The 24,776-nt window shown below is 47.6% G+C and carries 32 protein-coding genes; all 32 read left to right on the forward strand.

What is annotated here, in order from left to right; all coding sequences use genetic code 11:
• The first annotated feature begins 43 nt into the window (after positions 1-43).
• Positions 44-373 carry a hypothetical protein gene (locus L3V45_RS06180; protein ID WP_014304844.1) on the forward strand — a complete coding sequence of 110 codons (330 nt, stop codon included), beginning with the start codon at positions 44-46 and terminating at the stop codon, positions 371-373.
• Position 374: 1 nt separating this feature from the next.
• Positions 375-578 (forward strand): XtrA/YqaO family protein, encoded by a 204-nt coding sequence (locus tag L3V45_RS06185; RefSeq protein WP_003154859.1) that lies wholly within the window; start codon positions 375-377, stop codon positions 576-578.
• Between the two features lie 112 nt (positions 579-690).
• Complete coding sequence (locus L3V45_RS06190; protein WP_058905954.1) at positions 691-1,203, forward strand: sigma-70 family RNA polymerase sigma factor; 513 nt, start codon at positions 691-693, stop codon at positions 1,201-1,203.
• Between the two features lie 112 nt (positions 1,204-1,315).
• The gene (locus L3V45_RS06195; RefSeq protein WP_003154855.1) at positions 1,316-2,113 is read left to right on the forward strand and encodes a terminase small subunit; all 798 of its coding nucleotides are present in this window, start codon (positions 1,316-1,318) and stop codon (positions 2,111-2,113) included.
• Positions 2,110-3,408 carry a PBSX family phage terminase large subunit gene (locus tag L3V45_RS06200; RefSeq protein WP_024085188.1) on the forward strand — a complete coding sequence of 433 codons (1,299 nt, stop codon included), beginning with the start codon at positions 2,110-2,112 and terminating at the stop codon, positions 3,406-3,408. Before L3V45_RS06195 ends, L3V45_RS06200 begins: the two co-directional genes overlap by 4 nt.
• 48 nt (positions 3,409-3,456) lie before the next feature.
• The gene (locus L3V45_RS06205; RefSeq protein ID WP_099762611.1) at positions 3,457-4,836 is read left to right on the forward strand and encodes a phage portal protein; all 1,380 of its coding nucleotides are present in this window, start codon (positions 3,457-3,459) and stop codon (positions 4,834-4,836) included.
• Positions 4,837-4,867: 31 nt separating this feature from the next.
• On the forward strand, positions 4,868-5,713 hold the full coding sequence (locus tag L3V45_RS06210) for an XkdF-like putative serine protease domain-containing protein (RefSeq protein WP_015417286.1): 846 nt from the start codon (positions 4,868-4,870) through the stop codon (positions 5,711-5,713).
• 26 nt (positions 5,714-5,739) lie between these two features.
• Positions 5,740-6,675 (forward strand): phage major capsid protein, encoded by a 936-nt coding sequence (locus L3V45_RS06215; protein ID WP_003154848.1) that lies wholly within the window; start codon positions 5,740-5,742, stop codon positions 6,673-6,675.
• 16 nt (positions 6,676-6,691) lie between these two features.
• A complete protein-coding gene (yqbG, locus tag L3V45_RS06220; protein WP_003154846.1) occupies positions 6,692-7,075 on the forward strand; it encodes a protein YqbG in 384 nt (127 codons plus the stop codon).
• Positions 7,072-7,428 carry a DUF3599 family protein gene (locus tag L3V45_RS06225; RefSeq protein ID WP_003154844.1) on the forward strand — a complete coding sequence of 119 codons (357 nt, stop codon included), beginning with the start codon at positions 7,072-7,074 and terminating at the stop codon, positions 7,426-7,428. The genes yqbG and L3V45_RS06225 overlap by 4 nt, the downstream gene beginning before the upstream one ends.
• Complete coding sequence (locus L3V45_RS06230; RefSeq protein WP_044053124.1) at positions 7,425-7,928, forward strand: HK97 gp10 family phage protein; 504 nt, start codon at positions 7,425-7,427, stop codon at positions 7,926-7,928. Before L3V45_RS06225 ends, L3V45_RS06230 begins: the two co-directional genes overlap by 4 nt.
• A complete protein-coding gene (locus L3V45_RS06235) occupies positions 7,925-8,371 on the forward strand; it encodes a hypothetical protein (protein ID WP_014304848.1) in 447 nt (148 codons plus the stop codon). Before L3V45_RS06230 ends, L3V45_RS06235 begins: the two co-directional genes overlap by 4 nt.
• Positions 8,368-8,577 carry a YqzN/YkzM domain-containing protein gene (locus tag L3V45_RS06240; RefSeq protein ID WP_003154839.1) on the forward strand — a complete coding sequence of 70 codons (210 nt, stop codon included), beginning with the start codon at positions 8,368-8,370 and terminating at the stop codon, positions 8,575-8,577. Before L3V45_RS06235 ends, L3V45_RS06240 begins: the two co-directional genes overlap by 4 nt.
• Positions 8,577-9,974: a phage tail sheath family protein gene (locus L3V45_RS06245; RefSeq protein ID WP_044053125.1), complete on the forward strand. Its 1,398-nt coding sequence runs from the start codon at positions 8,577-8,579 to the stop codon at positions 9,972-9,974. Before L3V45_RS06240 ends, L3V45_RS06245 begins: the two co-directional genes overlap by 1 nt.
• 1 nt (position 9,975) lies before the next feature.
• Positions 9,976-10,419, forward strand: a complete 444-nt coding sequence (locus L3V45_RS06250; protein WP_003154837.1) for a phage tail tube protein — start codon at positions 9,976-9,978, stop codon at positions 10,417-10,419.
• Positions 10,420-10,495: 76 nt separating this feature from the next.
• On the forward strand, positions 10,496-10,942 hold the full coding sequence (locus L3V45_RS06255) for a phage tail assembly chaperone (protein ID WP_003154836.1): 447 nt from the start codon (positions 10,496-10,498) through the stop codon (positions 10,940-10,942).
• Positions 10,943-10,983: 41 nt separating this feature from the next.
• Complete coding sequence (locus tag L3V45_RS06260) at positions 10,984-11,136, forward strand: hypothetical protein (RefSeq protein ID WP_015239684.1); 153 nt, start codon at positions 10,984-10,986, stop codon at positions 11,134-11,136.
• Positions 11,124-15,923, forward strand: coding sequence for a transglycosylase SLT domain-containing protein (locus tag L3V45_RS06265; protein ID WP_236837298.1), 4,800 nt, complete (start codon positions 11,124-11,126; stop codon positions 15,921-15,923). The genes L3V45_RS06260 and L3V45_RS06265 overlap by 13 nt, the downstream gene beginning before the upstream one ends.
• The gene (locus L3V45_RS06270) at positions 15,916-16,575 is read left to right on the forward strand and encodes a LysM peptidoglycan-binding domain-containing protein (RefSeq protein WP_046559517.1); all 660 of its coding nucleotides are present in this window, start codon (positions 15,916-15,918) and stop codon (positions 16,573-16,575) included. Before L3V45_RS06265 ends, L3V45_RS06270 begins: the two co-directional genes overlap by 8 nt.
• A gap of 13 nt (positions 16,576-16,588) precedes the next feature.
• Complete coding sequence (locus tag L3V45_RS06275; protein WP_236837299.1) at positions 16,589-17,566, forward strand: XkdQ/YqbQ family protein; 978 nt, start codon at positions 16,589-16,591, stop codon at positions 17,564-17,566.
• A complete protein-coding gene (locus tag L3V45_RS06280; RefSeq protein ID WP_236837300.1) occupies positions 17,566-17,832 on the forward strand; it encodes a DUF2577 family protein in 267 nt (88 codons plus the stop codon). The genes L3V45_RS06275 and L3V45_RS06280 overlap by 1 nt, the downstream gene beginning before the upstream one ends.
• A 103-nt stretch (positions 17,833-17,935) precedes the next feature.
• Positions 17,936-18,361 (forward strand): DUF2634 domain-containing protein, encoded by a 426-nt coding sequence (locus L3V45_RS06285; RefSeq protein ID WP_236837301.1) that lies wholly within the window; start codon positions 17,936-17,938, stop codon positions 18,359-18,361.
• A complete protein-coding gene (locus tag L3V45_RS06290; RefSeq protein WP_003154824.1) occupies positions 18,354-19,400 on the forward strand; it encodes a baseplate J/gp47 family protein in 1,047 nt (348 codons plus the stop codon). Before L3V45_RS06285 ends, L3V45_RS06290 begins: the two co-directional genes overlap by 8 nt.
• Positions 19,384-19,962, forward strand: coding sequence for a putative phage tail protein (locus L3V45_RS06295; RefSeq protein ID WP_236837302.1), 579 nt, complete (start codon positions 19,384-19,386; stop codon positions 19,960-19,962). The genes L3V45_RS06290 and L3V45_RS06295 overlap by 17 nt, the downstream gene beginning before the upstream one ends.
• Complete coding sequence (locus L3V45_RS06300; RefSeq protein ID WP_003154822.1) at positions 19,959-20,231, forward strand: hypothetical protein; 273 nt, start codon at positions 19,959-19,961, stop codon at positions 20,229-20,231. The genes L3V45_RS06295 and L3V45_RS06300 overlap by 4 nt, the downstream gene beginning before the upstream one ends.
• Before the next feature lie 2 nt (positions 20,232-20,233).
• Entirely contained in the window at positions 20,234-21,856 is a 1,623-nt protein-coding gene (locus tag L3V45_RS06305; RefSeq protein WP_003154821.1) for a pyocin knob domain-containing protein, read from the forward strand.
• Positions 21,857-21,868: 12 nt separating this feature from the next.
• Positions 21,869-22,240 carry an XkdW family protein gene (locus L3V45_RS06310; RefSeq protein ID WP_236837303.1) on the forward strand — a complete coding sequence of 124 codons (372 nt, stop codon included), beginning with the start codon at positions 21,869-21,871 and terminating at the stop codon, positions 22,238-22,240.
• Positions 22,241-22,245: 5 nt separating this feature from the next.
• Positions 22,246-22,443 (forward strand): XkdX family protein, encoded by a 198-nt coding sequence (locus L3V45_RS06315; protein ID WP_003154819.1) that lies wholly within the window; start codon positions 22,246-22,248, stop codon positions 22,441-22,443.
• A 56-nt stretch (positions 22,444-22,499) separates the two neighbouring features.
• Positions 22,500-23,261 (forward strand): hypothetical protein, encoded by a 762-nt coding sequence (locus tag L3V45_RS06320; RefSeq protein ID WP_024085194.1) that lies wholly within the window; start codon positions 22,500-22,502, stop codon positions 23,259-23,261.
• A gap of 51 nt (positions 23,262-23,312) precedes the next feature.
• Positions 23,313-23,576, forward strand: a complete 264-nt coding sequence (locus L3V45_RS06325) for a hemolysin XhlA family protein (RefSeq protein ID WP_032866112.1) — start codon at positions 23,313-23,315, stop codon at positions 23,574-23,576.
• A 13-nt stretch (positions 23,577-23,589) separates the two neighbouring features.
• A complete protein-coding gene (locus L3V45_RS06330; RefSeq protein WP_003154813.1) occupies positions 23,590-23,853 on the forward strand; it encodes a phage holin in 264 nt (87 codons plus the stop codon).
• A 13-nt stretch (positions 23,854-23,866) separates the two neighbouring features.
• On the forward strand, positions 23,867-24,745 hold the full coding sequence (locus L3V45_RS06335) for an N-acetylmuramoyl-L-alanine amidase (RefSeq protein WP_024085195.1): 879 nt from the start codon (positions 23,867-23,869) through the stop codon (positions 24,743-24,745).
• The last annotated feature ends 31 nt before the right edge of the window (positions 24,746-24,776 follow it).

Here is a 24,776-nt window from a genome sequence, read left to right on the forward strand (position 1 = left end):
AATTGAAGCATGGCATGAGGCTGATGGAAAGTGAGGATCACCATTGCAAGAAAAAAACAGCCCCGCTCCATGGCGGGCCGTACACAGCGGAGAAGAAAAACCCATTTACATTTATTCCGCTTACAGCGAAGCGGATAAAGAGAAGTTCCCTTATTCAAACGGAAGGCTCATCGCGGCCGTTTTCAACTTAAGTTCATACTCACAGCACATCAACGCGGCATTGATGGCGAAAGCCCCGGAACTCTTTGAGGCGGCCGAAACGGCTCTCCGCCTGCTCCGGGGAGAAAGTTCTGAAGAAAAAGAAGCGTTCATAAATGAGCTCGGAAGCCTCATACATGAAGTGAACATTTTGAAAAAGACGGAGGACGTATAACATGAATCCTAAAAAACTGACTGACATTGAACATACAACATTAAAAAGCCAGCTGGAAGAAGGCAAGGTTCGGGTGATTATAGTAGACGGACTGAAGAAGGAAGCATGGCTCGCCGAAGCGCCGGAGCACGGCAAAACGCTTGTCGAAACGCGAAAAGGGGATCTGGCCCGGGTCGAATATGAAATCGGCTTTAAATTGAATTAATCGAAAAAAACAGAATACGTCCAAGACGGAAAGCCTGCGGACACTGATCAATCGCGCACATGCTGCGCATTGATTGGTGTCCTTTTTTGTTCCGAAAAAGAGGAGGATCTACATGGAAGACTTACTATTTGACTATAAACGCACGCTGAAAGAGACGAAAAAGTGGTACAAGCAGCTGGAGGAAGCCGATGAAACGGTGCTTACTTCAGAAGAACTGAAAGATAAAAAAATCATCAGAACGATTATTACAGATTTGGAGTATGTCATCGAATGGCTTGAAAAAGGCCGGCAGCCCGGCATAAGAAGAGCGATAGACCGCAGAGACGCTTATCAGAGAATGCTCATTAAAGATCCGAGAATCATAGAAACCTATTCGCAGGCGCTGATGTTTGAACCGTCCGCAAATGTGACTGAAGAAGACAGAATCAGACTGCGGGACGCATTAGCCGTTTTAACGGATAGAGAAAAAGAAATGCTGCTGCTCCACAAAGCGGAATGCTTTTCGTATGAACGGATCGCCGCCTTGCTGAATATAAAGAAATCAACCGTACAAACGACGGTCAAACGGGCGCTTCTGAAAATTCAAAAACAGCAGGAACAAAGAAATCAATCGCCTGCTTCATAAGTTGTCATACGTTTGCCACCTAGAAGTGAACAGACGATCACAAAAAGCGGCCCGATTAGAAGCCGCTTTTTATTATAGACAATCATGTCGGAGGTGGCGGTGATGCCGTAGCATGAAAAACGCAAAAAGAGAACAGGCATTTACAATCTATCAGTCTCATAAAGGCCGCATCACAAATCGCGCCCTTGCCGGCAAATCAGGCGTATCCGCAAGAACAATCGGCAGATGGAAAAAAGAAGGGCGCTGGGACGAGGCGCTTAATAAGAACGCGGAAAGCGGCGGAAAAAACAACCCGGGCGAAGGTGATGAGTTAAACGAACGCCAGCGGCTGTTTTGTCTTTATTATGTGAAAAGCTTTAACGCCACCCAATCTGCGATAAAAGCCGGGTATTCACCGGAAAGCGCGCATGTGACGGGAAGCAGGCTGTTAAAAAACGAAAAAGTCGCTAAAGAAATCAGCCGCATGAAAAAGGAAATGGTCAATAAAGTGTTTGTCGAAGCGATGGACGTTCTTCAAGTCTATGTGAAAATCGCTTTCGCTGACATTACCGATTATGTAACCTTCGGAAAAAAAGAGGTTCAGGCCTTCGGAAAATCAGGGCCGCTCTTTGACGAAAATGATAATCCGATTATGCAGGAGATCAGCTACGTTGACGTTAAAGATTCGCACCTTCTGGACGGAACCATCGTCACGGAAGCAAAACTAGGGAAAGAAGGCATTGCAATAAAGCTTGCCGACAAGATGAAGGCTCTTGAAAAGCTGTCCTTGTACTTTGACCTTTTCCCTGACCAATTTAAACAAAAAATCGAAAATGAAAAATTAAAGCTGGCACAGCAGAAGATGGAAAAAACAGAAGACAGCCAAAAGCCGATTGACATTGTCATTACGCGGAAAGAGGAACGGACATGATTGAAAAAGCGGTCAACCCGCGCTTTGAAGATTATTTGTTCAATTGGAATGAAACGTACCAATTTCTCGTCGGAGGCTATGGATCGTCAAAAAGCTATCATACCGCGCTGAAAATCATCTTGAAGCTGCTTCGTGAAAAGCGGACGGCGCTTGTCGTGCGGGAAGTTTTCGATACGCACAGAGATTCTACTTTTGCCTTGTTTGAGGACATTATCGAAGAGCTTGAGCTGGGACATGCCGTAAAGGCCGTGTCATCACCGATGCAGCTGAGATTTTCAAACGGAAGCCGGATTATGTTTAAAGGGATGGACAACCCGGCCAAATTGAAATCCATTCATCATATTTCACTGATTTGGATTGAAGAATGCTCTGAAGTGAAATATGAAGGCTTTAAGGAGCTGATCGGCCGTCTGCGCCATCCTGAGCTTTCGCTTCATATGATATGCACCACAAATCCCGTCGGCACCTCCAATTGGACGTACCGGCATTTTTTTCGTGATGAGCAAAACAAACGGTTCGTATTGGATGATCAGACACTGTATGAAAAAGGCACCGTCGTTAAGGGAGATACGTATTATCACCATTCCACAGCGTGCGATAATCTGTTTTTGCCGAAAAGCTATATTAAGCAGCTGGACAGCTTACGGCATTACGATCCTGATTTGTACCGGATCGCCCGCAAAGGACGGTTCGGCGTCAACGGCATCCGCGTGTTTCCGCAGTTTCAGGTCATGGAGCACAACGAAGTAACGGAGCGGATTGCGTCCATCAGGCGCCCCCTGTTTCGGACGGGCATGGATTTCGGTTTTGAAGAGTCATACAATGCGGTCATCCGGCTTGCCGTCGATCCGGATCAAAAAGAGCTTTATATTTTCTGGGAGTATTACAAAAACAAAATGACCGATGATCAGACAGCTGAGGAGCTTCAAGAATTGGCGGATCAAAAAGAGCTGATCAAAGCGGATTCGGCTGAGCCGAAAAGCATCCAATATTTCCGCAGGCAGGGATTTTGCATGGTCGCGGCCAAAAAGTTTCCGGGCTCAAGACTTCAGTATACAAAAAAGCTGAAACGGTTCAAACATATCTATTGCTCAGACAGCTGTGAAAATACGATCCGCGAATTGCAGAACTTAACGTACGCAAAAAACAAAAACGGCGTTCTGTCGGAAGATGAGTTTTCAATTGATCCCCACACACTTTCAGCCATTTGGTATGCGCTGGATGACTATGACGCGGCGGATCTGAAAGATGCATCACAAAAACGGAGACGTCCGAATCGGGAAAGGAGGAGATAGGCGTTGCCTAACTATCAAAACGTTAGAGCCACCGTCTTTAAATCAAAAATGGCCGCGCCGCAGGCAAGGCAGATGAACGAAGATCAATTTGCCGATCTGTACGGCGAAGACATCATTTCACCGCCCTATAATCTCATTGAACTGAAAACAATCGCCGAATACTCGACGATTCTTCAGCAGTGCATTGACGCGTATCGGGTCAATATTACGGGTTTTGGGTTCGATGTGGAATATACCTTTGATGTAAATAGCCCAGATTGCTCACCGTCTAAAAAGGCCCGGGCCGAAAAAAACTGGATGAAGCTGGAGAGCTTTTACAAATGTCTTCATTTTGATGAATCGGCCGAGACGGTCCTCGGATATGCGATAGAAGACCGCGAAAAAACGGGCAACGGTTTTCTCGAAGTGCTTCGGGACGGCGCGGGAAAACCGGCGGGGATTGAATATCTGGATGTGAAACATATGCGCGTCTGCGGTGTGACTGATCCCGTTGAAGTTACATTTTCATATGAAGAAAACGGCGCATCCAAAACGATTAAAAGGCAAAAACGGTTCCGTAAATATGTTCAGATGCTGAACGGACGGAAAGTGTTTTTTAAGGAATACGGCGATCCCCGCATGATGGACATGAGAACCGGTGAATACGTAAAGACCCTGTCTGAAGAATACCGGGCAAATGAAGCCATTCACTTAAAAATCGGCAGCGGCACTTACGGCATTCCGCGCTGGGTCGGCAATATCGTCAATCTGTACGGCGCCCGGAAAGCGGAAGAACTGAATTTTATGTATTTCAAGCAGGGCCGTCACGTGCCGGCCGCCATTACGGTTGAAAACGGCATGCTGTCAGAAACCTCGTACAAAGAGCTTCAGGATTATATGAATGACCTGGAAGGGGTGGAAAACGCCCACAAATTTCTGCTGATTGAGGCGGAAGGCATTGCGAAGGAAAAAGACCTTCACGGAGGCGAAGACATTACGCCCGTGTCTGTGGAAATTAAATCACTTGCGGAAATTCTGCAGGATGATGCGCTGTTTCTTGAATATGACGACAGAAGCAGAAATAAACTCCGTTCCGCTTTCCGTCTCCCGCCGCTTTATACGGGAGAGGCGCAGGAATACAACAAAGCCACAGCCGATACGGCACGGAAAATAACGGAGGAGCAGGTGTTTCAGCCGGAGCGGAAAACGCTGATTAATAAGCTCAACACGTTATTTTTGCCTGAACTGGGTCTCCACGATGTACAGCTCACATTAAAAGGGCCTGATTTTCGCGATCCGCTTGAAATTGCGAAGGTGCTTACGCCATTTATTTCCGCCGGCGCGGTCTCTCCTAATGACCTCCGTGATCTGGCGGGAAGAGTGCTCGGCAAGACGCTTGAGGAATGGCCTGAAGAGTACTACAGCCGGCCGGTGCTGAAAGGGAAATAGGAGCAATCCTGAAAGGGGGTGAAAACATCTCGTGCCGAGAGAATTGAGAAATGCCGTCATCAGTTTTGTGAGCTATGTCGATAAGGCGGCGAACCAAACGGAATTCTTTTTTACAAAATCAGCCGGAGGCCTTCCGTCATTTGAAAAAAAGGTGCAGGTGTTTACAAAAAACGAATCGGATGAGCAGAAGCTTGTTTACGGCATCGTTTACGAGCCGGATGTCCCCGATGCACATGGCGATTATATGACGGCTGAAGAGATTGAAAAGGCCGCTCACGGTTTTTTGGCGGACGCCCGCAACATCGATACAAATCATAATTTTGAAGGCGGGACCGGCGAGGTGGTGGAGTCGTACGTCGCCCCGGATGACTTTGAAATCGGGAATGCTGTGATCCGGAAAGGATCTTGGGTGCTTGTCACCAAAGCTTCCGATGAAGTATGGGATCAGATTAAAGCCGGTATCATTACGGGCTACAGCATGGCGGGAACCGCTGACGTTTACGAAGAGCCGGCAGAAAAGCAAGCCGGCTTATTCGGCGCAGTCAAGCAATTTCTCGACCGTGACCGCAAATCAAGAAACCGCAAGGGAGAGGACTTGAACAAGATGAGAAAAGAAGACGTAAGAGAATCGATTGAACACGCGCTGCACCCGCTTTTAAAGCGGCTTGACAGTTTGGACCAGAACACGGAAGACAAAGACGGGGCGGCTGCGCCGTCTGATGAAGAAAAGCTGAAAACACTTGTTGAGGACATGCTGGCGCCGATTATTAAACGCATTGAAGCGCTTGAAAAAGTAAGAGGCGCATCAAAGCAGCCGGAAGAAGAGACGGGCGGCCAAGAGCCTGTTAAAAAATCGATTTGGAGCGGACTGCTTTAAGCCCAGTCAGAAGGAGGAACTGTAGAGTGAGAAATCAAGATATCATCAGAAAGGCGGAAATGTCACTTTCCGCTTTAAAAAGCGGCGGTTTAATGAACCCCGCACAAGCTTCAGCATTTATCCGCATGGTGCAGAACACGCCGACCATTTTCAGCGAATCGCGTGTGATTCAAATGGAAAATGACTCGCAGAAATTTGAAAAAATCGGTTTCGGCCAGCGTATTCTGCGTGCCGCTGAGGAAGGAAAAGCCTTAACTGACGATCAGCTGACCGTCCCGTCAACAAGTACGGTGCAGCTGAATACGAAAGAAGTCATTGCGGAAATTAATATCACCTATGACACGCTTGAAAACAATATTGAAAAAGACGGCCTGCAGCAGACGATCATGCAGATTTTGGCGGAGCGGGCGGCAGTCGATATTGAGGAGCTAGTCGTAAACGGCGATACATCTTCTTCTGATCCGTACTTGGCACAGCTTGACGGAATCCGTAAGCAGACTGTATCTCACGTCATTGACGGAAACGGGGAAGAGCTGTCCAGAGCCACATTTAAAAAAGGCTTAAAAGCCATTCCGGCAAAATATTTGCGACTGCCTCAGGAATTCAGATTTTACACATCTCAAGGCATGGAGATTGAATGGAAAGACCGTGTGGCTGACCGTCAGACCAATCTGGGAGATCTTGCGGTGCAGGGCGGTTTGTCTTCAGCATTCGGCGTTCCGGTCAAAGGAGTGTCCAATCTGCAGCCGTACTCAGTCGGAGAAGGTGATTCCCAGTACGATGCGTCTGACATCATTTTGACTCACCCGAAAAATATCATTCTCGGTTTTTCAAGAAATATCCGAATCGAAGTAGATAAAGATATTCGCAGCCGCAAATTTATTATCGTACTGACGGCTAAACTTGACAGCAAATTTGAAGAAGAAGATGCAAGCGCCAAAATCGTAAACGTTAAAGAATAAGACGGGGGTGGCAGTTATGTTAATTCAGCCGTCTGACGTTGTTTCATATTCAGTTTATGATCAAGTCAAAAACAGGCCGGAGCCGCTTCTTATACAGGACATTCTGGAGGCGGAGGCGGAGGCGGCCAGAATGGCGGGGCATTCGTTCACTGACCCTGTTTACTCACCGCTTCCCGAAAAGATTAAGCTTGCGTTATTAAAGCTTTCTCAATATTTTGCGCTGATCAACCAGAATGAAGCAGCCGCTTCCGCCTATCAATCTGAAAAGATAGGCGACTACTCGTATACGGTGGCAGGTGAAGGCGGAATCAGAAAACCGGCGGTGCACCATCTGCTCTGTGAATATATCGCGCCGGGTTATTCTCCGGTTTCTGCACACGCAAAGGTGAGACCTTTATGAGCTACGAACGGCTGCTCACTGACAGATGCGATATTTATCATGAGACGGTGTCAGTTCCGAAGGCCGGACGCTTCGGGATTCCCGCCGAAAAGCTCCAGCCTGTCTTTTCTTATCCGGAAGTGCCCGATTATGAAGACGTGCCGTGTCTGTTTGTTGAAAAACAGCAGCAGCTTATTCAGCTTGAGCCTGATCATAAGGTATATCAGCGGTTTCTCGTTCATTTTCCGAAAGAGGCCGTTGTGCGTGTCAATGACAAAATCATTTGGGAAGGACAGGCGTATATTCTGGAAATGCCGAAGAAAGCAAGACAGCACCATTGGGAGGTTATCGCTGTGAGAGATGACAGACTATGAACATAAAAAACCTTGAACAATGGAATCGGTCGCTGCAAAAGGCATCATCCGGAGAATTTGCCCGTCAGGCAGGCGAATGGCTGGAACAGTCAGGAGAGGATTTTCTCGACTTGGTACGGGAGGAGCTTATTCATTCGGGCGGGATTGATACAGAAAGCCTGCTGTCTTCTTTCCGGAAAGGAGCGCAGGATCACGTATGGATCATTGAAAACGGGGGACTGACCCTTGAAATCGGCACCAATGTAGAGTATGCCTCATTCATAAATGACGGACATTGGACCGTCTCAGATGAAAATGTCAGATGGGTGCCCGGGTATTTTCAAGGCTCCCGGTTCATCTATAATCCGTCAGCTTCAACGGGTATGGCGCTCAAAAAACAGTGGATCAGCGGAAATGGGTTTTGGGACAAAGCCCTTCTTTTGTATGAAACACTCTTCGCCGAATCGCTGGACAAGCGTTTCAATCAGTGGCTTAACACGTTGGGGGGAGATATCCGATGAATCGCGAAACCGGTTCAATCGCCGCTTTTTTGTATCAGCAGTGCGGCGTGCCCGTATATGAAAATGAACTGCCTGAACAATTTCAGGTGCCGTCACTTTACATCCCGCCCCCGTATGCTTTTGACGAGAATGACACAGTCTCCACCTTTAAGAAGACATACAGTCTGAATGTGAAGCTGTTCCATGCCGACTCGGTGCAGGCCCTCTATGCAGCCGACGGGATCGCCGATGCGGTGAGAGAATCAAGACAGCTGATTCCGCTGCTTACGGAATCAGGGGAGGATACCGGTGATTTCGTCCGCATCAGCCGTATCGAAACAAGAGTCGGAGACAAAGGCGAGGCAGTGATCACCATCCGCTGGACGAGCCGCTACTACTATCAAAAACAAACATCTCCCGCACTGCGGGATGTGGACATTAACAGCGGGGTGAAACAAAAGTGAAACAATATAAAAAGAAAAACGCCGCAACGGCGGAACGAGCGGTTCTTTATGACACGGCGGATTTAACAAAGCACGCGAAGGAGCTTTTCGGCGTAAAACCCGAGATTCTCCAGGGTGCTTTATTCGGCGTGAAGCAAAAACAAATGACAAAAGCGCAAGCCAAGTCTTACATTGAAGCATTTTTAACCAAGGAGGTCATGCAATAATGAACGGCGGAACATTTACGCAAGGAAAAGAAAAAGAACGTGCCGGAATCTATTTTAACTTTAAAACAACCGCCCAGGAGCGGGTATCGATCGGTGAACGCGGGATTGTCGCCCTTCCCGTCGCATCCGGCTGGGGGGAAGCGAAAACATTCGTTTCCATTTCAAGCGTTGAGGATTTGAATAAAAAAGTGGGGCTCAGTATTGAAGATCCATCACTGATTCTGCTTCGTGAGGCGAAAAAGAAAGCAAAAACCGTTTTGATGTACCGTCTGACAGAGGGAATCAGAGCGAGCGCAGATCTTTCGCAAGGTGTTAAAGCAACCGCTTTGTACGGGGGTTCAAAAGGAAATGACATCATCATCCGCATCAGTGAAAACGTCCTTGATCAGACCGCTTTCGATGTGACCACTTACATGGATGAAGCGGAAGTTGACAAACAAACGGTGAAAAAAGCCGAAGAATTAAAAGCAAACGGCTATGTCACATTTACGGGAACGGGCGAACTGTCGGCTTCCATCCCGCTGACAGGCACTGAGGAAGAATCCGGGGAAACGTTAAACCCGCAGGCAGGCATCCGTCTCGCGGGAGGAACTGATAAAGCACCGGTCAACTCAGACTATACGGATTTTTTAGCTGCGGCTGAAACGGAGAATTTCGATGTCATCGCTCTTCCTGTCGCGGAAAACGATCAGCTGAAAGCGACATTTGCCGCATTCATTAAACGCCTTCGCGATGCGCAGGGACAGAAAGTGCAAGGGGTGACCGCCCATTACAGCGGGGATTATGAAGGCATTATCAATGTGACTGAAGGTGTGCTGCTGGAAGACGGAACTGAGATTAAAGCTGAAGATGCGACCGCCTGGGTGGCAGGCGCAAGTGCCAGCGCCGCATTTAATCAATCCTTAACATTCGTTGAATACGAAGGCGCCGTCGATGTGCTGCACCGCTTGACTCATGATGAAGTGATCGAACGTCTTTCCAAAGGTGAATTCCTTTTCTCTTATGATGCCCGTGATAAGTCAGTCAGCGTTGAAAAAGATATCAACTCATTGGTGACATTTACGGCAGAGAAAAACAAAAAGTTCGCGAAAAACAAAATCGTCCGTGTGCTTGATGCGGTGAATAACGATTTGACACGTGAACTGAAAGCCTTAATTAAATCGAAAAAAGGCACCGGAAGCGATCTTCCTGCGACAAATGACGGCCTTCAATTCGTCAAAACGATGATTATTCAATATTTGACAACGCTCCAGGATGCGGGCGGCATCGCTAACTTTGATTCAGACAAAGACATTACAATCGGGCTGAATGAAGACCGCGACGGCTTTTTAATCGATCTCGCCGTACAGCCTGTGGATGCGGCAGAAAAATTCTACTTTAATGTGGAGGTAAACTAAGATGGCATTAAAAGCGCAAAACACGATTTCAGGAAAAGAAGGCCGTTTATTTCTCGACGGAGAAGAGATGGCGCATATTAAAACCTTTGAAGCAAACGTGGAAAAAAACAAATCAGAAGTAAACATCATGGGCCGCCGTATGACAGGACATAAAACAACAGGCGCCAACGGAACGGGCACGGCAACATTCTATAAGGTCACATCCAAATTCGCCGTCCTTATGATGGATTACGTCAAAAAAGGCAGCGACCCGTATTTTACGCTGCAAGCCGTTCTTGACGACAAATCATCAGGCCGCGGAACAGAACGCGTCACCCTGTATGACGTCAACTTTGATTCTGCAAAAATCGCCGGACTGGACGTAGACTCAGAAGCCCTCGAAGAAGAAGTGCCGTTTACCTTTGAAGATTTCGATGTGCCGGAAAAGCTTTCTGAAACGTTTTAATCAGAATCATTGTGAGTGAAACAGGCCTTTTACAGGCCTGTTTTTTTATAAAAAAAAGAGTAAGGGAGTTTTCATCATGAGCGAAAAAAACGAACAAGTATATGATCTGTCATTCTTTATGCCGGGTAAAACAGTCGAGGCTGAGGAGATCCGGGTTCCGCTTTCAAAGCGTTTTGTCGATAAAAAAGGAAACATCGTGCCTTTTATTTTTAAAGCCATTACGACTGAGCGCATTGACGAACTGGAGAAGGAAAGCACGACATATAAAAATGTGAAGGGCAGGGGCCGCGTAAAAGACTTAGACAGCCAGCGCTTCTATGCGCGGATCGCGGTTGAATCTACGATTTACCCTGATTTCCGGTCTAAGGAGCTCCGCGACGCTTACAAAACGGCAGATCCGGTCGAGGTGGCAAAACGCGTTCTTTCAGTCGGCGGTGAGTATGCAAATTGGCTGAATAAAGCGATTGAGATCAATGGTTTTGAAGATGAATTAGAAGATCTGGAGCAAGAAGCAAAAAACTGATAAAAGATGGGAATAAGGAAGCCGTGTATCTCTATTACGCGATGCATGAGCTTCATTATTCTCCATCAGAACTGAAAGAGTTATATGAAGCACCGAGACATTTTAAGGCGCTGTTGTACGGTTTAATCGGTTACAAGCTGGACATTCTTGAAAAACAAGCGAAGAAAGGGGGAGCGACATCATGGCAAAGCTGACCGCCCGTTTTGAATTGGAAGATCGGGTTTCAAAGAAAATAAGGAAAATCCAAAATGGCTTCAGAGCGCTTGAGAAATACAGGAAAATGACAAAACGCCAAAGTGAAATTGATATACGCAAAGAGAGTAAATCTGTTTTAAGAACAATTGACCGCATCCAGCGCTCTATGAAAAGAAAGCTGGGCGCACAAATGATCTCTATTTCAGCTGAAGACGGAGCCAGTGCCGTCATTCAAAAGGTGCAAGCCCAATTAGCGGGTCTGCCTGCGTCTTTAACCGTTAAAATAGGAGCAAAAGACAGCGCGACAGCGGCATTTGAGAGATTGCGGGATCTGGCTGCCGGTTTTAAAGGATTTACCGTTTCACTGTATGCGTCAGACGAAGTGACTCCTGCCATGGAACGTATCAAACGCTACATGCAATCTGCGTTAAAGAACGGGTACTCTGTCACTATACGCGTCATAGATCACGTCATGAAAACAGTCGGCCGAATTTCAGCGGGGATTGATTCGCTGACGGGGAAAAACAATGTCATTCAATTATCGTTAAACGAAAAGGTGACAGCACAGCTGGCTGCAATGCAAAAGAATATGCCGGACGTCGGAAAAGCTTCTGCATCTGCTGCTCCTGCTTCGCCGAAAAATGATTTTTCAATGCTTGACTCCATTGCAGACACCTTCATGAAAAAAGTCAATGACATCGCATCCAAATTTTATCCGGAAACAATCATAGCGGAACTGGATAAATTCGCTGCAAGCTTTATGAAGAAAGCGGACGAGATTGCGAGCAAATTCAGCCCGGAGACAATATTAGCAGAGCTGGATAAGTTCACGACCTCATTCATGGGGAAAGTTTATGAAATCGCAAGCAAATTCAGCCCGGAGACGATATTAGCAGAGCTGGACAAGTTCACGACCTCATTCATGGGAAAAGTGGACGAGATTGCAAGCAAATTCAGCCCGCAAACGATATTAGCAGAACTGGACAAGTTCACGACGTCATTCATGGGAAAAGCGGACGAGATTGCAAGCAAATTCAGCCCGGAGACGATATTAGCAGAGCTGGATAAGTTCACGACCTCATTCATGGGAAAAGTGGACGAGATTGCGAGCAAATTCAGCCCGGAGACGATATTAGCCGAGCTGGACAAGTTCACGACGTCATTCATGGGAAAAGTGGACGAGATTGCAAGCAAATTCAGCCCGGAGACGATATTAGCAGAGCTGGAAAAATTCGCTGATTCGTTTATGAAAAAGGTAGACGGGGTCGTGAGTAAATTCAGTCCGGAAGCCATATTGAAAGAACTGGATAAATTCACTGATTCATTTATGAAAAAGGTTGATGACGTTGTCAGCAAATTCAGTCCGGAGACCATATTGAAAGAGCTGGATCATTTTACTGATTCGTTTATGAAGAAAGTCGACGACGTTGTCGGTAAATTCAGTCCTGATAAGCTAATCGACCGCGCCGAACAATTTGTAAATGACACGATTGACCGAATTTCTGAGAAATTCGATTTTCTCAATCCGGATAAGATTCTGGAAAAAGTGGAGCAGTTTACTTCCTCACTGTTCGGAGGCATTGATAAAAAGTTCGGCAAGTTCAGCCCTGATGCGATCATCGAAAAAGCCGAGGCATTTGTTGATAAAATTGTCAGCAAGATTGCCAAGAAATTTGAGAAATTCAGCCCGGACAAAATCATGGAAAAAGCCGGGGAATTAATAGAAAAAATATTTTCAGGAATCGCTGAAAAATTAGGCAAACTCAATATCGGCGGATTATTAGGAGGCGGCACGAAAAAAGAAAAGAGTAAGGGGAGCCTTTCTGCCGGCGGCACCAACAGCCCAAAGCGTCCTGAGCTGACAAAGGGTCCGCAGCGCACGGGACCATCACCGAAATCTTCAGGAAGGTCAGCCAAAAAAACCGGCGGGGCTTTGGGGGGCTGCTGCTGCTGTACCGGAGTGACGAGGGGCAAAAGCAGTAAAGTCGAAGGGCGGAATAAATCTTCGAAAAGAGGTTCCTCCGTAAAGGAAAGCAAACAGGCATCCGTAAACACGCCGAAAACAAAAGGGGCAGGTAAAGGCATCGGCGGGCTTTTGAAAGGCTTAGGAGATTCAAAGGCGCTGAAAGGCGGTATGAAAGGGTTAAAAGGTGCCGCTAAAGGAATTCCCGGCATAGGTGAATTGTTATCACTTACTGATTTAGCCGGCATCAATAAAGATAATGCAGGAGAGAAGGTCGGCTCAGCAGGCGGCGGTCTTGCAGGAGCCGCGGCCGGAGCGGCAATCGGCAGCGTTGTTCCCGGAGTGGGCACATTAATCGGCGGCGCGGTAGGCGGCATCGCCGGCAGTTTAGGCGGTTCCAGCTTGGGAGAGGCCTTTGATTCAGGGGCTTTGAAAGACACATGGAATGATATTTCCGAAGCGGCGCAAAGTGCTTGGACAACAATACAAGATACTTGGGGAAGCGTTTCATCCTGGTTCATGGAAAATGTATGGACGCCGGTTTCATCAGCTGTCGCCGGAGTGGCGACAAGCATCTGGTCAAATATCGTGAATGCGTGGACGACGATTCAAGGGATTTTCAGCACGGTGTCATCCTGGTTCATGGAGAATGTATGGACGCCGGTTTCAACGGCTGTCGTCGGAGTGGCGACAAGCATCTGGTCAAATATCGTGAATGCGTGGACGACGATTCAAGGTGTCTTCAGCACAGTATCCGGCTGGTTTATGAGCACTGTCTGGGAGCCCGTAAAATCGGCTGTCGTCGGAGTAGCGACGTCCATTTGGAGTAAAATCACAGGAGCTTGGGATAAAATTAAATCTGTTTTCAGTACGGTATCCGGCTGGTTCATGGATATTGTCTGGAACCCGGTGAAAAACATGGTGGAAAAAGTCGGAAAAGGAATATCAGACGCTTTCACGACTGCTTTAGATACGGTAAAGGATATATGGAAAGGGTTAAGCGGCTGGTTTGAGAAACATATAAAAGAACCTCTTGTAAAAGTGGGAACAGCCATATCAGATGCTTTTTCTGCAGCATTCGACTGGGTGAAAAAGATTTGGGATAAAACCGGCGGCAAATTGATTTCAGGCGTAATGGACTTTGTCACAGGAGGCGGCGGAGATAAAAAGAAAAAAACGGACAAAAACGCCACGGGCGGCTACATTACAAAGCCGACCATTTCCTGGATCGGTGAAGCCGGTAAAGAATTTGTCATCCCCGTCGACAACAATCGCGGCCGCGGGAAGATGCTGCTTTCACAAGCTGCGTCTAAGCTCGGCATGCGTGTTGTCGATGATATGGGCGCGGCTTCGGCTCAGTCTTCCGCTGTGCCGGCGGGAGCGGGCGGTGTTTCTTCTTCGGCGTCTGTATCGGCCGCTGCGTCTGTGGATGCTTCCGGATTTGCGGGGACGGCTTCATCACTCGGCAAACAGTTTACTGAAGGCTTTGACAGCGGAATCAGCAATAAAGCGGTGGATATGGACGGCTGGAAGGAGAAAAACATCGGAACGCCGTTTAACGCCCTTATTTCGTCTTCGCCCGATTACGGAAAGCAAGTCGTTGCGGGCTATGCCAAAGGTCAGAATACATCGCCGACGGGCACCGATTCGTTTTTAAAAACAAAGGTGAAAACACCTTATCAATCGGCGGTTAATCAATCGTCATCATGGGGCGCCGCCACAGTGAAAGGTTATTCGGCCGGACAGAATGCAAAAGATACGGGAACGTCGCAATACGTAAGCGCACATATCAATAAACCGTTTGTTCAATCAAGAGATTCCGCGAACGGCTGGGGGTCAGGCCTGATCGGACACTTCGTATCAGGGATGACTGCAAAAGGAAGCGAAGTCAAACAGGCGGCCAAAGATATGGCCAAAAAAGTCGAGGACGCATTCAGGGAAGAGCTTGATATTCACTCTCCTTCCCGTGTCATGATGAGTCTCGGACGCTTTGCTTCAGTCGGCGTCGTCAAAGGTCTCAGCTCAGTTGACGTGAAAAAATATGCGGAAAAACAGGCAGGCTCGCTTGCAGCAGCCTTTTCCGGCATGGGTGCAGCGGGAGGAAGCGTCAAAGAATGGCTTTTGGCCGCAATGAAAGCAACCAATACGCCGATCAGCTGGCTTCCGGGATTAATGACGATCGCACAGCATGAGTCAGGCGGCAACCCTAATTCCATTAATCTATGGGACAGCAACGCCAAAGCCGGACACCCGTCACAGGGGCTTATGCAGACGATTCCGAGCACCTTTGAAGATCACAAAGCGCCGGGCATGAATGATATCAGAAATCCAATCCACAACGCCGCTGCCGCTATCGGCTATATTAAAAGCCGATACGGCTCGATCAGCAATGTCCCCGGGATTAAAAGTATGGCTCATGGCGGCCCTTACGTCGGTTATGCCAATGGGGGTCTGATTACCAAGGAGCAGATCGCCCGTGTCGGCGAAGGGAACAAACGGGAGTGGATCATCCCTGAAGAGCGGGGCATCCGCGGCCGTTATCTGCTGCAAAAAGCGGCTCAGGCGCTCGGCATGGAAGTGTCCGATCCGTCCCGGACGGAACCGGGGGCGCTTTCAGCCGGCACGGTTTCCGCAGCCGTTAAAGGCGGCCAAACCGTTCAAAAAACGGGAACAAAAGAAATTAAAATCGAATTCAGCGGCGATCAGCATTTCCATAACGGACAGGACGCCGACAGCCTCGCCGCCAAAATCAAACAGACGCTGATTGATGAACTGCAAAAAGACATTTATACCGGAGCAAAGGGGGCCGTTGCTTTTGACTAAATCTGTTTACGAATTTTGGCTGTCTCAGGGGAAGGACAAGCTCCGGCTTCCCGTTCTCCCTGAAGCGATTGATATCGCAAACAGCGTGCAGAATGATTCCGTGAAAGTCACCGGACTTGGAGAGGTGACGTTTATCGAAGAACCGGGAGCGAAAGAAATTTCGTTCTCTTCTTTTTTTCCGAAACGGTACAGCCCGATTGCCGAATATCAAAGCATTCCTTCACCGGAAAAAGCCATTTCAGCCATTGAAGCATGGATGAAATCGAAAAAACCCGTTCAGTTTTTGATTACAGGGACAAAAATCAATGTCACATGCAGCATTGAAAGCTTTAATTACAGCGAAGGTGACAATGAAATCGGCGACCGGAATTTTGATATCGTACTGAAAGAATATAAAACCGCTTCGCCAAGAAAAATCAAACAAAAGAAAAAAACGAAAGCGAAGCGCCCGTCCAAAGCTTCACCCAAAACATATACCGTCAAAAAAGGGGATACGCTTTGGGACATCGCCGGCAAGTTTTACGGAAAACACACGGAGTGGCGGAAAATCTGGAACGCGAATAAAACCGCCATGATTAAGCGCAGCAAACGGAATATCCGGCAGCCGGGGCATTGGATCTTCCCGGGGCAGAAGCTGAAGATACCGCAATGAAACGGGTGAAAAGATGATTGAACTATTTGTCATAAAAGAAACGGAGTGGCTCGAGCTTGTCACAGAAAGCGTAACGCTGGAAGGACACAGATATCAGGCGCCCCGCTCCATCGAAGCGACGATTGTCGTAAAGCAGGGCAGCCAGACGTATTACGGCGTATCAGAAGGGGATACGGTTTTGTTCAAATGGAACGGAAAAGAGCTGTTCCGCGGCATTGTTTTTGCAAGAACGCCCGATGAGCATACCGTCGCCTTCACCGCATACGATATGCTCCAATACCTTGTGAAAAACCAGGACGTTTACGTGTTTTCCAACAAGCGCGCTGATCAAATATTAAAAAGGATCGCCAGCGATTTTCAAATTCCCGTCACATCCATTGCCAACACAGGCCATACCATTAAATCACTCGTTTTTAAAAATGATACAAGCCTTTACGATATGATGCTAAAAGCGTTAAAGCAGACAAAAAGCCAGACGGGGCGCAATTATCAGCTCTATTCAGAAAAAGGCAGGCTCGGCTTGCGTGAATGGCCGGAGCCGTCTGACATATGGGTGTTGGAAACAGGAGTTAATATTATAGGGTATCAATACAGCACCTCAATTGATGACACCGCAACCCGTGTCGTCATGCGGCTGCAAAAAGACAATAAAACGATAAAGGCTTCCGCCTCAGACAGCGCCGGCATGAAAACATTCGGCGTTTTGCAGTATACCGAAACGGTTTCTGACGACATTAACGAAGCCCAGCTGAAACAGCGCGCAAAAGTGAAGCAGGCTGAGAAAAAAGGCATTAAGAAAGAGCTGAAAAATATACAGGCGATCGGTATTCCTGGGTTGGAAAGCGGATTGCCCGTCTATATTTCAATTCCGGAAATCGGGCTGAAGAAAACCTATTATGTAGATACGGACCGCCATGAATTCCAAGGAACAAAACATACCATGACGATTGACGTCACGGAGAAAAATTCACTTCCGGAGGGGATAGCCTGATGAGATTAAGTGATGCCATTAAACATTTAGCCGTCGGAGCGGTTGACGCTGAAGCGCCGGTGGAGCTGATGCCGGCCGAAGTGACCTCCGTTTCGCCGCTCGAGCTGAAACTGAAAGATCACGACAAACTTTTGATTCCGTCTAATGCACTCATTGTGCCGAAGCGGCTGAGATCCGGGGGAGAGGATCAGCTTCAGGCGGGTGATCGGGTGATGACCGCCGCTTTAACAGGAGGACAGTCTTTCTTTGTACTGGACAAAATTTAACCGGCATCCGGACGGAGATATACGGGAATATCAGCCTATTAAAGCCGCTTCATCTGCCGAAGAGGGCTTTTTTACATGAACAAATCTAAAAGGAGCGGGTGCAATGGCCCTGACACCGGAAATCGAATTTGAAGATTTGGAGGATGCGAGTGAGGCCGTTGAGACTTCACAAACCTACCGAATTGACTTTGAAAACAACCGGATTACCAATGAACTGATAAACGGACTGGACGCAATCAGACAATTCGTCTATATCGCTCTTCACACAGAACGGTATTCATATTCGGTTTTCAGCCATGATATCGGAAACGAACTTCAGGAAGTGCTTTCAGATCAGAACACGACGGATGCTTATAAAAAAATGGAGATTCCAAGACTGATAGAAGAAGCCTTGCTGTATGATGACCGTATTTTGGCCGTTACCAATTTTGAGATTGAGAAAAAAGATGATGCCTTCATCGTCTCTTTTACCGTTGAATCTGATGAGGGCATGCTTGAGATAGAGGAGGTGCTGGGTGAGGATGTTTGAAGCTCAGACGTTTGACGACATTATGGACAGAATGCTGGCGCGCGTTACGGCGGATATTGATACGAGAGAAGGCAGCGTCATTTACAATGCGCTCGCGCCTGCGGCTGCTGAGCTCGCAAAGTCTTATATTTGGCTGGATACCGTGCTGGAGCTCGTGTTTTCCGATACGGCTCAGGGTGAATTTCTGGACAGGCGTGCTGCTGAGGCGGGAATTGAACGAACACCTGCCACTAAAGCGGTCAGAGCCGGAGAATTCACAGCGGGCATCACCATTCCGCCAGGCTCCCGTTTCTTCGTTGATAACCTGTATTTTCAATATACGGGGGATGGAACGCTTGAATGTGAAACAGCCGGTGAAGCGGGCAATGCCGGCATTTCGGGGCAGAACCTGCTGCCGCTTGATACGATACCCGGGCTTGAGAAAGCAGTCATGCGCGATATATTAATTCCCGGCCGTGAGGAAGAAGATGACAACAGCTTAAGGGCGCGCTATTTTACCCGTGTCCGCCGGGAGGCAGTCAGCGCAAATAAACAGCATTATAAACAATGGGCCGAAGAGGTTGACGGCGTCGGCAGGGCAAAAATCTTCCCGCTTTGGAACGGAGACGGAACAGTGAAAGTTGTCATCACAAATGCGAATTTGGAACCGGCATCAGATATTCTGATCAAAAAAGTAAAGGATTATATTGATCCGGACGAAGGGCAGGGAGAAGGACAGGCGCCGATCGGAGCGGCAGTAACGGTGGAAAGCGCAGTATGGAAGGAAATCGAAATCTCCGCTTCCGTGCTGCCTGAGCTGAACAGCTCGATCGATGACGTAAAAGCGGAGATTGAAAAAGGCGTACTGAATTTATTCAAGAAAATGGCCTTTGAAGAAAACACCGTCCGTTTATCACAAATTAACAACATCGTTTATAACTCGGCATCCGTCAGTGACTACGCCGATATTAAAATGAACGGTGCGGCAGAAAACCTCGTGCTCAGTGACGTGGAAATTCCTAAACTCAAAGAGGTGAAAATCCTTGAGCAGACTCGATGAGATGACGGCGTACCTCCCGCCGTTTTTAACCCGATTAAAAGAGATGGCACAACTGCTTATTGCGGAAGCTCCTGAGTTTGAGCGGCAGAATAACGATATTTTCGATTTGACGGATCAGCTCTTTATCACGACGGCGACATGGGGGCTTGACCGCTGGGAAAAAATATTAAAAATACCGCGGGAATCAGGTGACACGGAGGATATGAGACGGCTCAGGCTGATCTCGAAGATGTCGAATATTCCGCCCATCACACATCAAGCGATCGAGCAGGCGCTAAACCGTTTTTTAAAACATCCGTCAGCTTATGTTCGGATGTTTCCGGGGCAGTATCGTTTTTATGCCGATATCGGGCTTGATGACCTGCAGCACATGAACGAGCTGATTGAAACGCTTGAAAAAATCAAACCCGCTCATTTGGCGTATACACTGAGAGCCGCATTAAACGAAACACTGGAAATCAAAGACCGGGTCATTCTCAACAATCGGAGATACCGAAAAGTCAGTGAACTGAAGGTCGGTTATTCCGTCACACTCAACAATAACGAGGTGGTCTTACCATGATATCAGCCGCTTACAGACAGCGTGCCGCAGCCGATCTGAAAAACAGGATCACAAAAGTGCTGTTAAACGGCAAAGAAACTCCGATTGCGGACATTTCCGTAAAAGATGCCGCAGTCACCGTTCTCACACGCAGGGAAGAAGACGTCAAACACATTGAAACCGTGCAGATGCTTGACGAAACAGGAAGCGTCATTACAGAACGAAAAACAAATTTAGATCTCAGCAATAACAGAACGCTTGATTTAAGATTTACCTTTGAGGTGGTGTAACGATGGCTTACGAAGAAAAAACAGACTGGCTTCCGGACGATCCGATTAATGAAGATGACGTCAACCGCTGGGAAAAAGGCATAAAAGACGCCCACACGGATCTGGCGGCCCATAAAAACGACATGAACAACCCGCACAAAACGACAAAGGCGCAAATCGGCCTCGGAAACGTGGACAATGTCCAGCAGGCAGCAAAGAAAGATTTTGACCGGCACAATCAAGATCTGGACCGGCATGTGACGAAAGAAGAGCGCCAGAAGTGGAATAACGGGCAATTGTCTAAAATCACAAAAGATGATGGCTCCGCTTTTATTAATATCTCTGACGGACAGGATTTTCATCAGACCGCTGCCAGCCAGAATAAGACCTTTACTTTCTCAGCAGCTGCAACCGGAATAAATACCCCGCCTAAACCGTCAGAGGGTATATACCTTTATTCTTCAAAGAATAACGGAGAGGCGGCCGCTTTCTCAGATGACGGGGGATTTTGGAGAAAAACGCTGAAAAACGGCATCTGGACGGAATGGATGCCATTTGAAACAGCTGCCGGAGCACAAGCAAAAGTAAATGAGCATGCCGACAAAACAGATCTTCATGTAACCAAGTCTGACAAAGACAAATGGAATGCAGGGCAGTTATTCAATCTGACTGACAATGACGGGAATGCTAAAACGGTAACAGAAACAAACTTAGACAATATAAAAACGTCCGGCATCTACTATATATCAGTTCAGCATACAGAAAATAAGCCTGCGGAATACGGACAATTAATTGTCATGCAAAGAACCCGCGGAGCATCACCGACTTTTGTCCAAATGTTTATAGACACAGTGACCGCCGGAAATCCCATATACGTCCGAAGTTTCAGCACTAAAGGCGTATGGTCGGAATGGAGCCAACAAGAAACAGATTCAGGCTCTCAAGCAAAAGTAGAGGCTCACGCCAATAAAAAAGACATTCATGTCACACAGGCGGATAAAGATATGTGGAACGGCGCACAGCTTTCGAAAATAACAAACGATAACGGCGGCTATCTTCTGACAATTGGTGATGATGATAACTTTCTTGAAAAAATCGTTAAAAACGGCAGGGCGTTCGGCACCTTTTATTCAACCGGCAAAGCGGCAAACAGTCCGAGCAACGCTTCAACCCGCGGCATGTTTCATTTTACCTCTCTTGACAGTGAGGGGAAAGGAACGTTTGGGTATGTCATTGCCGTCGATTATAAAAATAATATGTTCACGAACTATTTGGATCTGAACTTGGGCTGGCAGGGCTGGCGTCGCCTCGTTACTGAACTTGATACTGAGAATGTACCTTGGATAAATGTTCCTTATAAAAATGGCGCTAAATCAGGAGACAGGCCGCTTCAATACCGTAAAGTGGGAAACACCCTTCACCTGAACGGACACGTTCTTACGGATAGAGAAGTGGTATTCGGGAGTGTGCCGTCCTCTTGTGCGCCGGCCAAAGGCGTTGTGACGATGGTTGCAGCCAGCGGCACCACCGGTTACAGCAAATTTATAATCTATTCTAATGGAGATATGAAGCTGACGGGAATTATGGCCAATATAGAAAATAACGTGAACGGCTATTATATTGACCTTGTTTTGGCACTCACGTAAAGGAGCGAGAATATGAAATTAATATTTCCGTATGACAATGACAACATTTATACAGGCACTCCGGTTGAGCTTTATCCGGATTCTGAGACAGGAGATTATGTGATGCCGCCTAACGCTGCGGGCTTTCCGCCGGAAATAAACGGCGAAGGCATGTGGCGCCCATTTTTTGATGAAGAGAAACAAGAATGGGTGGAAACCGCTGACGAAGCATATAAAGAGAGCTTAAAAAAAGATACGGCTCCCGATTCAAACCAGCTTGCAGGCCTCGGCGGACAGCTGGCGAATGAGAAATTGGCCAGAAAAGCAGCCGAACAAGCGCAGCAGTCACTCGGCAGGCAATTAGCGTCTTTCAAACTGGAACTCTTAAACGTAAAAGGAGAATGAAAAAAATGAAAAAACTTAACTTTTGGGTTTACGCCTTGTTTTATGAGTGGGCCTCAACAGAAATGGTAAAACAGGCTATGGGCTATGATGACTGCTCTGCCGAAGATCTGGCTGAAGGTGTGGCCGCGAAGTATATCACGCCTGAGGAATTTCAAGAAATAACGGGTGAAACATACGAAAACTATAAAAATGCTGTGTCATAAGCCAAACGGCTTTTTTTATTTGTCATTTTTAATAAATGAGAAAAGGAGGACGGCCGATGAAAAAGCATTCATTTGAATTTCCCGCCGATCAACTTGGCAGGCCCGGCGCCGTAAAAGCTTATCGCGGTAACAAAAACGATTATGTCACACCGGTTGCTGATTTGTCCGGAATGGCAGAGCTTCTTACCAATACGCCGCTAGAAGCGATTGAAGTCTACAGCCAATTCGGACAAGACCGTTTAGGAGCCGTCTTAATAAACAGAGCACAGGGGTGGGCTTATTCGGACCGCAGCGGAACTCTTTTTATCGAAGAGAGCGAGGATAACAATTCGTGGACAGCTTCACATTCTGTCGCAGTAAAAGGCGGAGTGCAGACCGCTTCGGGGTGGGTCAGCCTGACAAAAAGATATTACCGGTTCCGTTTTGAAAATGGAAATCAAAAGCAGTCCGAATTTGTTTTATACCAATCTGTCGGTACGGGCGGTGATATGGCATTTTCATATACAGACGTGATTTTTCATGAAAATGCAGCAGAGGCGGGCGAGGGAAGCATCTTCTCAGCAGGCGCTTGGAAAAAACTTCTCGTCGAAATCACCGGCACGGCTGAGTCGGGCCATGTCGCGTTTTGGGGGAGATCCATCTCGGGAAAAAATGTGCCGATCAGAGGAATCAGGTCTGATGACGGGACATCAGCCGCCGGTACGTCAGGCACAGAAGAAGTGTGGGCATTTGATATTGCCGGCTTTAAGGAAATCGTCATGGAAATCAAGAGCATTTCCGGCGGGAGCCTTTCTGTCAAAGGCACGGCATTTTCTTAAGAATGAAGCTTCCGAAGGGAGGTGAGAACAATGTAAGAGGAGGGAGCGGAAGTGCTTCTGGATGAACAAGCGGTGCAAAAAGAATTCGCAGACATCAAAGGTGAACAAAAGGTGCTTGAACAGCGGGTAGCCGCATTAGAGCGGGTATCAGACCGGCAGGATCAGCAAATCATGACGCTGAATGAAAAACTGAACAAAATTGACGAAAACACAACATGGATTAAGCGGACCATTACAGGAGCGATCGTGACAGCAATCTGCACGGGCGTCATTGGCGGAGCCATCGCCATCATGTACAATCTGCTGCAAAAGTAAGGGGGAAACCGATATGAAATTCGCGGACAAAGGCACGGTCGTCAGGACGGTGCTTCTTTTGCTTGCTTTATTGAATCAAACTTTGCTGATGTTCGGCAAATCGCCGCTGAATATTCAGGAGGACCAGGTCAGCCAGCTTGCAGATACGCTGTATGCCGCCGGGTCGGCCGTTTTTACAATCATAACGACTGCCGCCGCCTGGTTTAAAAACAATTATGTTACAGCAAAAGGGAAAAAACAGCAGGCTTTATTAAAAATAAACAATTTATCGAAATAGGAGAGATGAGAATATGGTGAAAATCACACAGGATTTTATCCCGGCAGGAAACAATAACCGCCCAGGCTATGCAATGACACCGATTTACATTACGGTGCACAATACAGCCAATACCGCAGTCGGAGCTAACGCCAAAAGTCACGCAAGCTATGTGAAAAATCCCGATACACCGACAAGCTGGCATTTCACAGTCGATGATACGGAAATTTATCAGCATCTTCCGCTGAACGAAAACGGCTGGCATGCCGGTGACGGAAACGGGGACGGCAACCGTAAATCCATCGGTATTGAAATTTGTGAAAACGCAGACGGCAACTTTTCGCAGGCCGTGGCAAACGCCCAATGGCTCATCCGCACATTAATGACGTCGCACGGCATCCCGCTTGCGAATGTCGTTGCGCACAAGCATTGGTCAGGAAAGCTTTGTCCGAGAAGACTGCTGGATACATGGGATGAGTTTAAAGCGGGAATCGGTTCTGAGGAAAGACAGACGTATACCGTCCAAAAAGGAGATACGCTGTCGGCGATCGCGCGGAAATTCGGCGTCAGCGTGGCCGATCTGCAGAAATGGAATAACATCGCTGACCCGAACTTGATTAAAGTCGGACAAGTGCTGATCGTCAGCCCGCCGGTTGAAGCACTGTATTCTCTTCCGGACGAGGTGATCAAGCTGACAGAGCCGTACACGTCCGGTGAAAAGGTATACCAAGTGCAGAACGCGCTCGCCGCGCTTTATTTCTATCCTGAAAAAGGAGCTGTCAATAACGGCATTGACGGTATCTACGGTCCGAAAACGGCAGATGCCGTGGCCCGCTTCCAATCTGTAAACGGACTGACGTCTGACGGCGTCTACGGTCCCGCTGTAAAAGCGAAAATTCTGATGCAGCTTTAACAAAAAAAAGCTGAGTCCCGTTCACATTGCG

It is taken from the genome of Bacillus sp. R45, assembly GCF_021729365.1.
Taxonomy (GTDB): domain Bacteria; phylum Bacillota; class Bacilli; order Bacillales; family Bacillaceae; genus Bacillus; species Bacillus velezensis.

What these genes read in the sequence shown, in the direction of transcription:
- L3V45_RS06185 (WP_003154859.1), top strand. Translation starts at nt 375, where the DNA reads ATGAATCCTAAAAAACTGACTGACATTGAACATACAACATTAAAAAGC.
- L3V45_RS06190 (WP_058905954.1), top strand. Translation starts at nt 691, where the DNA reads ATGGAAGACTTACTATTTGACTATAAACGCACGCTGAAAGAGACGAAA.
- L3V45_RS06195 (WP_003154855.1), top strand. Translation starts at nt 1,316, where the DNA reads ATGAAAAACGCAAAAAGAGAACAGGCATTTACAATCTATCAGTCTCAT.
- L3V45_RS06200 (WP_024085188.1), top strand. Translation starts at nt 2,110, where the DNA reads ATGATTGAAAAAGCGGTCAACCCGCGCTTTGAAGATTATTTGTTCAAT.
- L3V45_RS06205 (WP_099762611.1), top strand. Translation starts at nt 3,457, where the DNA reads ATGGCCGCGCCGCAGGCAAGGCAGATGAACGAAGATCAATTTGCCGAT.
- yqbG (WP_003154846.1), top strand. Translation starts at nt 6,692, where the DNA reads ATGTTAATTCAGCCGTCTGACGTTGTTTCATATTCAGTTTATGATCAA.
- L3V45_RS06225 (WP_003154844.1), top strand. Translation starts at nt 7,072, where the DNA reads ATGAGCTACGAACGGCTGCTCACTGACAGATGCGATATTTATCATGAG.
- L3V45_RS06230 (WP_044053124.1), top strand. Translation starts at nt 7,425, where the DNA reads ATGAACATAAAAAACCTTGAACAATGGAATCGGTCGCTGCAAAAGGCA.
- L3V45_RS06235 (WP_014304848.1), top strand. Translation starts at nt 7,925, where the DNA reads ATGAATCGCGAAACCGGTTCAATCGCCGCTTTTTTGTATCAGCAGTGC.
- L3V45_RS06245 (WP_044053125.1), top strand. Translation starts at nt 8,577, where the DNA reads ATGAACGGCGGAACATTTACGCAAGGAAAAGAAAAAGAACGTGCCGGA.
- L3V45_RS06250 (WP_003154837.1), top strand. Translation starts at nt 9,976, where the DNA reads ATGGCATTAAAAGCGCAAAACACGATTTCAGGAAAAGAAGGCCGTTTA.
- L3V45_RS06255 (WP_003154836.1), top strand. Translation starts at nt 10,496, where the DNA reads ATGAGCGAAAAAAACGAACAAGTATATGATCTGTCATTCTTTATGCCG.
- L3V45_RS06260 (WP_015239684.1), top strand. Translation starts at nt 10,984, where the DNA reads ATGCATGAGCTTCATTATTCTCCATCAGAACTGAAAGAGTTATATGAA.
- L3V45_RS06265 (WP_236837298.1), top strand. Translation starts at nt 11,124, where the DNA reads ATGGCAAAGCTGACCGCCCGTTTTGAATTGGAAGATCGGGTTTCAAAG.
- L3V45_RS06275 (WP_236837299.1), top strand. Translation starts at nt 16,589, where the DNA reads ATGATTGAACTATTTGTCATAAAAGAAACGGAGTGGCTCGAGCTTGTC.
- L3V45_RS06280 (WP_236837300.1), top strand. Translation starts at nt 17,566, where the DNA reads ATGAGATTAAGTGATGCCATTAAACATTTAGCCGTCGGAGCGGTTGAC.
- L3V45_RS06285 (WP_236837301.1), top strand. Translation starts at nt 17,936, where the DNA reads ATGGCCCTGACACCGGAAATCGAATTTGAAGATTTGGAGGATGCGAGT.
- L3V45_RS06290 (WP_003154824.1), top strand. Translation starts at nt 18,354, where the DNA reads ATGTTTGAAGCTCAGACGTTTGACGACATTATGGACAGAATGCTGGCG.
- L3V45_RS06300 (WP_003154822.1), top strand. Translation starts at nt 19,959, where the DNA reads ATGATATCAGCCGCTTACAGACAGCGTGCCGCAGCCGATCTGAAAAAC.
- L3V45_RS06305 (WP_003154821.1), top strand. Translation starts at nt 20,234, where the DNA reads ATGGCTTACGAAGAAAAAACAGACTGGCTTCCGGACGATCCGATTAAT.
- L3V45_RS06310 (WP_236837303.1), top strand. Translation starts at nt 21,869, where the DNA reads ATGAAATTAATATTTCCGTATGACAATGACAACATTTATACAGGCACT.
- L3V45_RS06315 (WP_003154819.1), top strand. Translation starts at nt 22,246, where the DNA reads ATGAAAAAACTTAACTTTTGGGTTTACGCCTTGTTTTATGAGTGGGCC.
- L3V45_RS06320 (WP_024085194.1), top strand. Translation starts at nt 22,500, where the DNA reads ATGAAAAAGCATTCATTTGAATTTCCCGCCGATCAACTTGGCAGGCCC.
- L3V45_RS06330 (WP_003154813.1), top strand. Translation starts at nt 23,590, where the DNA reads ATGAAATTCGCGGACAAAGGCACGGTCGTCAGGACGGTGCTTCTTTTG.
- L3V45_RS06335 (WP_024085195.1), top strand. Translation starts at nt 23,867, where the DNA reads ATGGTGAAAATCACACAGGATTTTATCCCGGCAGGAAACAATAACCGC.